The sequence below is a fragment of the Pseudomonas sp. CVAP#3 genome, from assembly GCF_018986375.1.
Lineage (GTDB): Bacteria > Pseudomonadota > Gammaproteobacteria > Pseudomonadales > Pseudomonadaceae > Aquipseudomonas > Aquipseudomonas helvetica.
In genome coordinates this window covers 240,559-252,138 of record NZ_JAHMSC010000003.1, presented here as the reverse complement: position 1 = coordinate 252,138, position 11,580 = coordinate 240,559, and the positions used below count along the sequence as shown (strand labels likewise).

9 protein-coding genes, 4 tRNA genes and 1 pseudogene are annotated in these 11,580 nt (G+C 56.1%); 11 read left to right on the top strand and 3 right to left on the bottom strand.

Going from position 1 to position 11,580, the window contains the following annotated elements:
* Nucleotides 1–28 precede the first annotated feature (28 nt).
* The 5 genes from KRR23_RS07360 to KRR23_RS07340 all read left to right on the top strand — a co-directional run bounded on the left by KRR23_RS07360 (nucleotide 29) and on the right by KRR23_RS07340 (nucleotide 2,131).
* On the top strand, nucleotides 29–1,270 hold the full coding sequence (locus KRR23_RS07360; protein ID WP_054593612.1) for an aspartate kinase: 1,242 nt from the start codon (nucleotides 29–31) through the stop codon (nucleotides 1,268–1,270).
* Between the two features lie 186 nt (nucleotides 1,271–1,456).
* Nucleotides 1,457–1,645, top strand: a complete 189-nt coding sequence (gene csrA / locus KRR23_RS07355; protein ID WP_003178872.1) for a carbon storage regulator CsrA — start codon at nucleotides 1,457–1,459, stop codon at nucleotides 1,643–1,645.
* Nucleotides 1,646–1,707: 62 nt separating this feature from the next.
* Nucleotides 1,708–1,798, top strand: a tRNA-Ser gene (locus KRR23_RS07350).
* Between the two features lie 107 nt (nucleotides 1,799–1,905).
* Nucleotides 1,906–1,982: transfer RNA gene (locus KRR23_RS07345), tRNA-Arg, on the top strand.
* Between the two features lie 72 nt (nucleotides 1,983–2,054).
* Nucleotides 2,055–2,131 (top strand) — tRNA-Arg (locus KRR23_RS07340).
* A gap of 19 nt (nucleotides 2,132–2,150) precedes the next feature.
* Here KRR23_RS07340 and KRR23_RS07335 read toward each other — a convergent pair.
* Nucleotides 2,151–2,663 carry an outer membrane protein assembly factor BamE gene (locus KRR23_RS07335; protein ID WP_216741949.1) on the bottom strand — a complete coding sequence of 171 codons (513 nt, stop codon included), beginning with the start codon at nucleotides 2,661–2,663 and terminating at the stop codon, nucleotides 2,151–2,153.
* A 320-nt stretch (nucleotides 2,664–2,983) separates the two neighbouring features.
* Between KRR23_RS07335 and mgtE the strand changes: the two genes are divergently transcribed.
* Nucleotides 2,984–4,456: a magnesium transporter gene (mgtE, locus tag KRR23_RS07330; RefSeq protein WP_216741948.1), complete on the top strand. Its 1,473-nt coding sequence runs from the start codon at nucleotides 2,984–2,986 to the stop codon at nucleotides 4,454–4,456.
* A gap of 165 nt (nucleotides 4,457–4,621) precedes the next feature.
* On the opposite strand, the gene KRR23_RS07325 is transcribed toward mgtE, so the two are convergent.
* A complete protein-coding gene (locus KRR23_RS07325; protein WP_216741947.1) occupies nucleotides 4,622–4,948 on the bottom strand; it encodes an Arc family DNA-binding protein in 327 nt (108 codons plus the stop codon).
* 370 nt (nucleotides 4,949–5,318) lie between these two features.
* On the opposite strand from KRR23_RS07325, the gene phnN reads away from it, so the two are divergent.
* Entirely contained in the window at nucleotides 5,319–5,930 is a 612-nt protein-coding gene (gene phnN, locus KRR23_RS07320; protein ID WP_216741946.1) for a phosphonate metabolism protein/1,5-bisphosphokinase (PRPP-forming) PhnN, read from the top strand.
* 115 nt (nucleotides 5,931–6,045) lie between these two features.
* A tRNA-Arg gene (locus KRR23_RS07315) sits at nucleotides 6,046–6,122 on the top strand.
* Nucleotides 6,123–6,433: 311 nt separating this feature from the next.
* Here KRR23_RS07315 and KRR23_RS29045 read toward each other — a convergent pair.
* Nucleotides 6,434–6,683 (bottom strand): annotated as a pseudogene (locus tag KRR23_RS29045) (IS3 family transposase); the annotation flags it as partial.
* A 1,101-nt stretch (nucleotides 6,684–7,784) separates the two neighbouring features.
* Between KRR23_RS29045 and KRR23_RS07310 the strand changes: the two are divergent.
* The 3 genes from KRR23_RS07310 to KRR23_RS07300 all read left to right on the top strand — a co-directional run bounded on the left by KRR23_RS07310 (nucleotide 7,785) and on the right by KRR23_RS07300 (nucleotide 11,548).
* A complete protein-coding gene (locus KRR23_RS07310; protein WP_216741945.1) occupies nucleotides 7,785–9,389 on the top strand; it encodes a tetratricopeptide repeat-containing response regulator in 1,605 nt (534 codons plus the stop codon).
* Nucleotides 9,386–10,078: a sensor histidine kinase KdpD gene (locus KRR23_RS07305; protein WP_216741944.1), complete on the top strand. Its 693-nt coding sequence runs from the start codon at nucleotides 9,386–9,388 to the stop codon at nucleotides 10,076–10,078. Before KRR23_RS07310 ends, KRR23_RS07305 begins: the two co-directional genes overlap by 4 nt.
* Nucleotides 10,079–10,306: 228 nt before the next feature.
* A complete protein-coding gene (locus KRR23_RS07300) occupies nucleotides 10,307–11,548 on the top strand; it encodes a glutamine synthetase family protein (RefSeq protein WP_216742121.1) in 1,242 nt (413 codons plus the stop codon).
* The last annotated feature ends 32 nt before the right edge of the window (nucleotides 11,549–11,580 follow it).

Sequence of the window (11,580 nt, the reverse complement as noted above, 5' to 3'; positions counted from 1 at the left end):
GCCCTTCATGGGCTGAGGCGGCTTTGAAATGGCTTTGATCGTACAGAAATTTGGAGGCACCTCAGTCGGCACTGTCGAGAGAATCGAGCAGGTCGCCGACAAGGTTAAGAAATTCCGCGAGGCCGGCGATGACCTGGTGGTCGTGCTGTCTGCAATGAGCGGCGAGACCAACCGTCTGATCGATCTGGCCAAGCAAATCAGTGGCGGCGATCAACCGGTTCCCCGTGAGCTGGATGTCATCGTTTCCACCGGTGAGCAGGTGACGATTGCACTGCTGGCCATGGCGCTGATCAAGCGCGGCGTACCGGCGGTGTCGTACACCGGCAACCAGGTACGGATTCTGACGGATAGCGCGCACAATAAAGCGCGTATCTTGCAGATTGATGACCAGAAGATTCGCGGTGACCTGAAGGCCGGTCGCGTGGTTGTCGTTGCCGGTTTCCAGGGCGTCGACGAGCATGGCAACATCACCACCCTTGGTCGTGGCGGTTCCGACACCACCGGCGTGGCGCTGGCAGCGGCCCTGAAGGCTGATGAATGCCAGATCTACACCGATGTCGACGGCGTCTACACCACCGACCCGCGCGTGGTGTCCGTGGCTCAGCGCCTGGACAAGATCACCTTTGAAGAGATGCTGGAAATGGCCAGCCTCGGTTCCAAGGTGTTGCAGATCCGCGCGGTCGAGTTTGCCGGTAAGTACAACGTTCCGCTGCGCGTACTGCACAGCTTCAAGGAGGGTCCGGGCACCCTCATTACTATTGATGAAGAGGAATCCATGGAACAGCCGATCATTTCCGGCATCGCTTTCAACCGCGATGAAGCCAAGCTGACCATCCGTGGCGTGCCAGACACCCCGGGCGTGGCCTTCAAGATTCTCGGCCCGATCAGCGCCGCGAACATCGAAGTCGACATGATCGTGCAGAACGTTGCGCACGATAACACCACCGACTTCACCTTCACTGTGCACCGCAACGACTACCAGGCGGCGCAGACCGTGCTGGAAAACACCGCCCGCGAGATCGGTGCCCGTGAAGTCGTTGGCGACACCAAGATCGCCAAGGTGTCGATCGTCGGCGTTGGCATGCGTTCTCACGCAGGCGTTGCCAGCCGCATGTTCGAGGCTCTGGCTAAAGAAACCATCAACATCCAGATGATCTCGACTTCGGAAATCAAGGTTTCCGTAGTGATCGAAGAGAAGTACCTGGAATTGGCTGTGCGCGCTCTGCACACAGCTTTCGAACTGGACGCACCAGCCCGCCAGGGCGAGTGATGCTCCCTCAAGGGCGCGGTCTGTGACCGCGCCCTTTGTTTTTTTGAGTGGCGCGGCTGAAGCCTGTTCTTTTGCTCGTGCTGGTCAATACTTAGGCGTGTAGGGCTGCGATCGTTCTGGTTGTAGGTCGAACGCCTTTTTTTTGCAGACTGTTGTCCCTGAAATGAAATGCGTGAGGAGAAAGGTATGCTGATTCTGACTCGTCGGTGCGCAGAAAGCCTGATTATTGGTGATGGCGAAATCACCGTGACCGTGCTCGGCGTCAAAGGAAATCAAGTGCGTATTGGCGTTAACGCGCCTAAAGAGGTAGCTGTTCACCGTGAGGAAATCTACCTGCGGATCAAGAAAGAGAAGGACGACGAACCAAGCCATTAATTTTTATCGTTTTTTATGTTTGCAAACGGGGAAAAGGTTGGTTAAGATACGCCCCGTGTTGCGGAGAGCTGGCCGAGTGGCCGAAGGCGCTCCCCTGCTAAGGGAGTACACCTCAAAAGGGTGTCGGGGGTTCGAATCCCCCGTTCTCCGCCATTATTTGTTTAGTACGTTGTAATCTGGCTTCTTCGGTAAGTTGTTGAAATTACTAGAAAAAGTGCTTTACAAAAAGATTTAACGGTCTATAATGCGCGGCAACAAATGCACTCGTAGCTCAGCTGGATAGAGTACTCGGCTACGAACCGAGCGGTCACAGGTTCGAATCCTGTCGAGTGCACCATTTAAGGGTTGTTTGCAGTAATGCAGGTAACCTGGCTTAAACCAGTTGTGATCTGGTCTAAAAACACAAATTGCACTCGTAGCTCAGCTGGATAGAGTACTCGGCTACGAACCGAGCGGTCACAGGTTCGAATCCTGTCGAGTGCACCAAACACCAAAAAGCCTGCGTCTAACGCGGGCTTTTTGCTGTCTGGGATTTGCCTTTTACGCATCCCTTCTCGTCGAATACGATTTGTGCGCTACGACCTTTCTTGCTGTCGTAGCGATAATTCGTTGTCGCGTTTCGAATGCTGATCTTGTCTGGTTTGCCCAGCGCGCTTTCAACTTCCTGCTGGCTCATGCCAGGAACGATCCGCTGATTGATGATTGCTTCGCGGCGCTCCTTGGCGCTGAGCACGTTTGCGCATTTGTCATTCATTTGGCCGATAACGACCGGATCTCTCGGTGTGCTTTTAATTCCTGATGTTTCCTGGTGGTTGGCGCCGGGGAGTATTGCCTCGAATTTGAAAACGCTTGGGTTGTAAATGTTCTGCCGTGACAGTGCCTCTCCAGGAGGGCAGCTCAGTGTTGTGTAGGTGATACCGCCCTTGGCGTCTTCACATCGATGCACAGTTGTTGCAGTGGCTTGTAGAGGCGGGCAGAGCAGGGTGATCAACAGGGTTGTGAGTGTTTTCCTGGGCATTGGGCGTCCTCCATGACGGTCATGATCAAGGGTAGTCAGTACATGTCTCAGTGGGTGTGTGTTTTCTTTTCAGGATGAGTCGTCGCAGTTTCACGGATGCGGACAGCGCCCAGGTTTATCTCGCAAGCGCTTGTTTCAGGCTGGTTTTTTTAACGTTTAAAACCCTCATGCGGTGTATGATTGCGCCCGTCAGCCCCGCCGGGGCTTGTGGAATACCTCCATGGACTTACCCAGTAGTTGCTCAGTACCCCGTTTTACCAATCATGAATTGACTGATTGATCCTTCCGGCGTGCCCCGCTGCTGGGAGTGGAGTTCGCCTATGACTGAAGTTGAAGTAAAGAAAACGCAAGAAAGCCTGCAAGACCGCCTTGCTCAAGTCGTTGAGCTGCTGCATCGCCAGCGAGTGGTCGAAGACCTGACTCATCGCCAGCGAGTGGTCGAAGACCTGACTCATCGCCAGGAAGGTCATCATCACGACCTGGTCGAGAACCTCGTCCACCGGCAAAACCTCGTCGAGTTGCAACGCAAGCTCGATGATCTGCACTCCGCCGACGTTGCCTACATTCTTGAAGCCTTGCCGCTTGCCGAGCGTCTGACTGTCTGGCAGTTGGTCAAGGCCGAGCGCGACGGCGACATCTTGCTTGAAGTATCCGACTCGGTTCGCGAAACCCTGATCGCCGATATGGACGATCACGAGCTCCTGGCGGCGGCCAAGGAGATGGATGCCGACGAACTTGCTGACCTGGCCCCCGAGCTGCCGCGAGACGTCGTCCACGAGCTGATGGAAACCCTTGATAGTCAACAGCGTGAGCGCGTTCGCTCCGCGTTGTCCTATGACGAGGAGCAGGTCGGTGCATTGATGGACTTCGAGATGGTGACGATCCGCGAGGATGTCAGTCTTGAAGTGGTTCTGCGTTACTTGCGTCGCCTCAAAGAGCTGCCAGGCCATACCGACAAGTTGTTCGTGGTTGACTACGATGGCGTGCTCAAGGGTGTGCTGCCAATCAAGCGACTGCTGGTCAACGATCCAGACAAGCAGGTTTCGGAAGTCATGGCCAGCGATCCGGTGAGTTTTCACCCGGATGAAGACGCCTACGATGCCGCACAGGCTTTTGAACGTTACGACTTGATTTCGGCCCCGGTGGTCGACAAGAACGACAAGCTCATTGGTCGTCTGACCATCGACGAGATGGTCGACCTGATTCGTGAAGAGAGCGAAAGCGAAGTTCTCAACATGGCGGGTCTGCGTGAAGAAGAGGATATTTTCGCGTCAGTCTGGAAATCCTTGCGCAACCGCTGGGCCTGGCTGGCGATCAACCTGATTACCGCATTTGTTGCATCGCGGGTAATCGGTTTGTTCGAAGGTTCTATCGAGAAGCTGGTAGCCCTGGCGGCGTTGATGCCGATTGTTGCCGGTATTGGCGGTAACTCCGGCAACCAGACGATTACCATGATCGTTCGTGCGATGGCGCTCGATCAGGTCAGTACCGGTAATACCTCGCGTCTCATGCGCAAGGAGCTGGCGGTTGGCTTGATCAATGGCCTGGTCTGGGGTGGGGTGATTGGCGTGGTGTCCTACCTGCTGTATGGCAGTTGGTCACTGGGCGTGGTGATGACTGCCGCGATGACCTTGAACCTGTTGCTGGCGGCGTTGATGGGGGTTTTGATTCCGATGACCCTGGCGCGCTTTGGGCGCGACCCGGCGATGGGCGCGAGTGTCATGATCACAGCCATGACCGACAGCGGTGGCTTCTTCATCTTCCTCGGGCTGGCGACAATCTTCCTGCTCTGAGTTTCTAGTGTGCGGTCGTGCTCAAACCAGCAGGCCGCACACCTTAATTTTTCAATCTATTAGCGTTATGTCGATGGCAACTGAGCTTGCCGTTGAGTAGGTGATTGGCTGAATTGCAGGCAAAAAAAAGCCAGCACATGGCTGGCTAGAGCTTACGGGATGCAATCAGGAGGCGTCTACGGCCATTTCAGCGTCGTGGGCAATCAGCGAAACCAGTGCGTTTTGCTGGCGGTGGGAGAGTTGACGGAAACGTTGAAGCAGTTCGCGTTCGTGCAATGACAGCTCGGGGCTGTCCAGGCGCATGCTCAATTCTTCGCCCAGCGCGCCTTCCTGAATAAGACTCTGCTCAAGACGGGCGATGATCTCGGAATTCATGCTGCGGTGATGATTGCGAGCCACCTCGGCAATGCGTTCACGCATCCCGTCTGGCAGACGTACGACGAACTTGTCAGCCGTACGGCTGGAATAAATTGCCTGTTTCAATGGGCGCATATATTTAACCGGTTAGTTCAGGGGAGCGGTTCTCGGAATTGGCCGCAGGATGTCATGTAGGACAAGCCTCGTCGCCAAATGTTCAACCTGAATTGATATGAGGCCCGCATCATGCCTCAAAATTGCCAGATCATTGGCGTCAATTCTGTGACAAATATTGAACTGGAAGCAGGCGTTATGCCAGCACCAATTATCAGAAATGCGGACTGATTTGAAAACAGTTACCGGGTCCGTACATCTGACCGCGTCCTCTTTGCCGTCAGGTGGGTGCTTGAGCGCTCCTGAACGTGCATGCTATGCGGATACGATCTTCGTTCCTTACCTGATACAGAATAGTGGCAAATGGCCGATTTACTAGGGCAAATAAGTAATGCGAGATGATATCGGGACGCGCGGCAGACTTATTTACGTGATGGGGCCGTCCGGTTCCGGCAAGGACAGCCTGATCGACGCCGCCCGCGATTCTCTGCTTCACCTCGATTGCGTTGTGGCGCGCAGGGTGATTACCCGGTCGGCTGAGTCGGTCGGCGAAGACGCTTTGGGTGTTTCTACGGCGCAATTTGCCCAGATGAGGCGCGAGGGCGGTTTTGCGCTGTGCTGGCATGCCAATGGGCTCGATTACGGCATTCCCGTAGAGATCGATCAGTGGCTGAGTGAAGGCCGCCATGTACTGATCAACGGCTCAAGAGGTCATCTCCCTGAAGCTATGGCGCGTTATCCGACGCTGTTGCCCATATTGCTGACGGTAAAAACCGATGCCCTGCGCAAACGTCTTGAGCGGCGAGGGCGCGAGAGCGCTGCGCAAATCGAAGCCCGACTTGAGCGCAACACCCTGTTTTCAAGGGGTGCTGCTCAGGATCGCGCAGAGGGGATTTTTCAACTGGATAATTCTGGCGAGCTTTCCACTGCGGTCGACAACTTGCTGGCCCTACTGAAGCGGGAGGGTGTCAGCGCAAAAAACGGATCGAATCTAAGTCTGTGATCGAAGCCGGCGCTTGCCTACACTTAATAAGCCTTACAGACGACATGACAAAACCGGGCCTGCCCGTTAACATGCACGCCGTCCATCGCGCCGCATGTCCTTGCGGCCGGCATGTGTCTCAGTAGCTCAATTGGATAGAGCATCCCCCTCCTAAGGGGAAGGTTGGCAGTTCGAACCTGCCCTGGGACACCATATAATTCAATGCCTCCAGCAGAATTGCACTAATCCTAAAAAACCTCATGGGTGCAGGGTGGGTGCAATCAGACTCGTCTATCGTCCATATTTCACTTGCACGTCAATTCACTGCTAACTCTTAGTTCTTATGTTCGGCTGCCTATTGAGGTGCTTGACTGTGATCGGGGGCGGGTGTGACTTGAATGAAGAGGAGGCTGTATGGACTGGAAAATTGTCGATTCACAAATGGGTCATTACTCTGCCCTGTTAACTGTAGTGGTCAACTAATCCCGGACACGACGTTAAGTTTTTTCTCGGCCCGAGCTGGCGCCACACCAGACGTGATTGGGGGCTGGTACAACAAATTCCCGCAATATATCGGAGTGTCGGGTCGCTCGAGCATCGCTTGTTTGTAAGCTTGTGAGCCTGGCTGGCTGACTCCTGCCCCCGCATCAGGCTACGCCTCTCGAACTGTCCGAATTGCTCGCCGTCTTCCTGCAACATCGACACGATGCTGCGGCTGCCAGCGGTGCTTCGACTTTGCGTGAACTGCTGGTCGACTCGACTGCGTAACGAAATGGTCGCCCCCGCGCCCTGTGAGGGCTACGCTTTTGCAGGGTGACCCTGGATTGCATTGGATCACTACACTTACCGATATCCACTAGCGTTGCGCAAGGACGGTTCGCGATGATTCATCAAGGAAAGAAAGGCGTGAGGGTGCATCGCAGCCTCGCCGGTAGTGATGCGGGCGACACTTATACTGGGCAGGCCTATGGAGATGATGTGCCCTGCGGATCGTGTGGCGGAAAGCATCCCATTTACGAGACGCAACAGGTCTACGAAGTTGCGCGAACGATCGTCGACTGTATCATCGGCGGGCCAACTATGATGCTCGGAGTCCTTCGCTCAAACGATGGGCAATGGGTTGCCGCCTGCTCGCCGGCTGACGGTACACCAGGCTACAACGCCTTCCGAGGAGCTCTCACTGGCCATCACAAGCGCTTCCTTCCAGCACTGGCGATAGCGGGAAACATCCCGGATGACGGCAGCAGGTCATTTGGCGGTCTCCCTCTGGCGGCGAGTTTCATTCGCTCATGCACTGTGCAGAATGCACCCATTGCTGGTCGATGCGCCGCACCCAAGCTTGTTCATTATGCTATTCGTCTCTCGCTACCCCGGCCTTGGACAATGTCGGAGGTGCTGTACGACCCCGCAGGGAGTAACCCGAATTACACCGACTACCTGACGGCCCCCTCGTGCGCGACATGCGGTGTTCTCTTGCCACAACTACTTTGCCCATTAAAGGCAAGCGCGACACTAAAGGAGTTCACCGGCCTTATTCGGAATTCCTGGGGAGGCTCTTGGTAGAGGCTGCGGGCGGCATTTCGGCAAGCTCACCATCGCGCATTGAGCCACTGTGGACTATCTGCATTACTAAAACGATATCGAAACAGCCCCGTTCAGAATCACCTGGCGGGGCTTTTTTTGAGGCTTTTTCACGGCTTATTTGCAGCGCTCCCACTAAACCCACAATTGTTTGCCGGCCCCTATAAGGGAACGCCACAACTGGCCGATAACCCGATGGGCCGTTGTCCTGCGCGACGCCTCAATGGGCAGCGAAGTTGAGCTGGTCCCTGCATTTGTCTTTGGGTTCATCTTCTTAATTGCCTGGAATCTTCGATGCTGGCGTACCACCAAAAGAGCTTTTTGATCGTCGATGATTTCTCGGATTTCCGTAGTTCGGTCAGGTCGATGTTGCGTGAGTTGGGTGTCAAGGATGTCGACACTGCCGACACGGGTGAGGTGGCGCTGCGCATGTGTGCGCAGAAGCGCTACGACTTCATCTTGCAGGATTATCACCTTGGCGATGGCAAGAAGAACGGTCAGCAGGTGCTTGAAGACCTGATGGTCGAGAAGCTGATCAGCCATGAAAGCGTGTTTCTGATGGTCACTGCCGAGAGCAGTCAGGCGATGGTGCTCAGTGCTCTCGAGCATGAGCCGGATGCGTATCTGACCAAGCCATTCAACCGCGCTGGCCTGGCCCAGCGGCTGGAGCGACTGGAGCAGCGCAAGACGTTGCTCAAGCCGATTCTGCAGGCGCTGGATCGGGGCAAGCCGGTTGAAGTCCTGAATGCCTGTATCGAGCTGTGCAAGCAGGACCCGCGCTATTCGCCGCTGTGTCTGCGCTACCGTGCCGATGCGCTGCGTGACATGAATCAGAATGAGGCGCTGGAGCGCTTGTACAACAGCATTCTGGCGGATCGTCCGTTGCCTTGGGCCTATGTCGGTCTGGGGCGATTGATGTTCAAGCGTGGCCAGATCGCTCAGGCAAAAGCCGTCTACGAAAAGGCGCTGAAGGCTTTCCCGATGATGCCGGCGCTGTATGACGGCCTGGCCGATGTGCTGGTCGCTGAAGGCGACACCAAGGCTGCGCAGAATGTGCTGGAAGAGGCTGTTCGCCTGTCGCCATTGGCGGTGCGCAGGCAATCGTTGTTGGGCAAGTTGGCGATGACCAACGAAGACTTCGAAGGTGCGGCGAAAGCCTATCGTCAAGCGGTCTCCCAAGGCGCGCAGTCACGTTTCAAAGACCCTGAAAGCAATCTGGGTCTGGCTCATGCGCTCATCAGTAAAGGCAGTGAAAAAGGCCTGGATACCCGCACTCGACTGGAGATCAACCAGACCCTGAGTGCCGTCGCCAAGGAAAACATCAACGATCCGGGATTGCAGATCCGGGCGCGTTTGATGAAAGCCACCAGCCTGCTGCTCAACGATGCCGAAACCGCTGAGAAGCTGACGGAGCAAGCACTGGCCCGTCTGGATGGCATGGAACAGTTCATGAGCGCCGAAGCGGCGTTGCTGGTCGCCAAGCAGTTGAAGATGCTGGGGCAGGCTGACGCCGGTAATTCGATGTTGAAAAACTGCGCAGAGATTTATGGTGACGACCCGGTGGTGATGCAAGGCATCGCCCAGCAGACCGACGACCCGGCGATTCTCAACTCCGGCAACGCGGCGGCAGATCTCAACCGCCAGGGTGTGCGCAGTTACAAGGCGGGCGCGTTACCCGAGGCGCGGGAGCTTTTCCGTGGTGCGCTGTTGTTACAGCCGAAGAACATCAGTATTGCCCTCAACATGGCGCAATCGCTGTTGCACGGGGCCGATGCCAGCCTCGATTCAGCGCTGCTGGAAGAGTGCCGTACGTGCCTGAAAATGGTGGGCATGATGCCCGAGAGCGATGCGCGTTATCCGCGTTATCAGAAGCTGCGAAGCAAGGCGTTTGGCGAATGAGTGATGTTGACGAGGGGCTCGACTTTTCCACGGTGATCGCCTCCACCGTACACGACATGAAGAACTCCCTGGCTTTGCTGATGCAGGCCCACGGACAGTGGCTTGCGCGCTTGCCTGCGGCTCAGCAGCACACCGCCGAGCAGGGCGTGATCGACTATGAGTTCGCTCATCTGAACGGCATGCTGGTGCAGTTGCTGGGGCTCTACAAGCTCGGCGTCAACCAGTTGCCGTTGCGTCCGGACTATCACGAGCTGGACGACTTCATCGAAGCGCAGTTGGCGGCTCATCAGGACGTATTCAAGAGTCGCGGCATTGTCGTGACTTATGAGATCGATCCCTTGAGCCCTCTCGGATTCTTCGACCGGGAGCTGATTGGAACGGTACTGGCCAATGCGATCAACAATGCCATTCGTCATGCCCGGCATTCGCTATTGATCAGCATCGGTGAGGAAACCGGGCAGTTGCTGTTGTCGATCAATGACGACGGCGAGGGTTTCCCGGCCCAGATGATCGAGCGTCAGGCGGATTACGTACAGGGCATCAATCCGGCCAGTGGCAGTACCGGCCTGGGTCTGTATTTCGCCGCGCGTATTGCACAACTGCACCAGCGCAGTGGCGTGCACGGGCGCACTGAAATCCGTAATGGCGGCCCGTTGGGAGGCGGGTTGTTCAATCTCTACCTGCCCTGATATCCGCCGCGGCACGCAGCATTTTTGTAGGACATTTTTATGTCCTGGTGCTTGATATTCCGAACAGCTGGTGCCTATTTTGTACATGTCGCCGTTCGCGGCTTGCACAATTTCAAGGATAGAGTCATGACGACCGATGGCCAGCGTTCACTCGCACAACGATTGACGGGCATTGATGAGATTGAATGCGTCACCCCGGATCTCAATGGCGTGCCGCGTGGCAAGGTCATGACCGCAGAAGGATTCCTTGAGGGACGGCGTTTGCAAATGGCGCGTGGCGTGCTGCTGCAATGCATCATGGGCGGTTATCCGCCGGCACGTTTTTACGGCAGTGACGACGGCGACCTGGCGCTCAATGCCGATCCGAAACAGATTCACCGTTTGCCCTGGAGCAAGCAGCCTCGCGCGTTGGCCATTTGCGATGCCGATGAGTTGAGCGGGGAAAGCTCGCGTCTCTCGACTCGCGGTCAGTTGAAAGCGGTGATCGCCCGTTATGCCGCTCGCGGTTTGGCGCCCGTCGTGGCGACCGAGATGGAATTCTTTGTTTTTGCACCGAACACCGACCCGACCCAACCCTTCCAGCCGCCGGTCGGGCTGGACGGTCGTCGCGAGGAAGGTCATTCGGCATTCAGTGTCAGCTCCAACAACGGTTTGCGCCCGTTCTTCAATGAAGTCTACGAATGCATGGCAGCCCTGGGTTTGCCGCGCGATACCTTCATGCACGAGATGGGCGTCAGCCAGTTTGAAATCAATCTGCTGCACGGTGATCCGCTGCTGCTGGCCGACCAGACATTCCTGTTCAAGCATCTACTCAAGGAAGTCGCCCTCAAGCACCACCTGACGGTCGTGTGCATGGCCAAACCACTGGCGCATACGCCGGGCAGCTCGATGCACATTCACCAGAGCATCGTCGAGGCGGGTACGGACCGAAATGTGTTCAGCGATGACGCTGGACAGCCGACTGCAATCTTTCGTCATTTCATCGGTGGCCAGCAGGCAGGGATGGCAGATTTCACGGCGTTGTTTGCGCCGAACGTGAACTCTTACCAGCGTCTGTGCCATCCTTACGCATCGCCGAATAATGCCTGCTGGTCTTACGACAATCGGGCGGCGGGTTTGCGGATTCCAGCCAGCTCGCCAGAAGCGCGTCGGGTCGAGAACCGTCTACCGGGCGCCGATGCCAACCCGTATCTGGCGATTGCCGCCAGTCTGGCGGCCGGGATGTATGGCATTGAAAACGAACTGGAGCCGACGCCGGCCATTCAAGGCCAGTTTGAGGTGCCGGACAGTTTGTCGTTGCCGTGTACCTTGCATGCTGCTCTTGAGCGTCTGACACGTAGCCAATTGGCGAAGGAACTGTTTGGCAAGGAGTTCATCGAAGGCTACATCGCTTCGAAGACCATGGAGTTGAGCAGTTTTCTTGATGAAATCACTCCCTGGGAGCGGCGTGTTTTGGCCGCCCAGGCCTAACCGATTCGTCGCTGTCGGGCTATCGTTGTCGG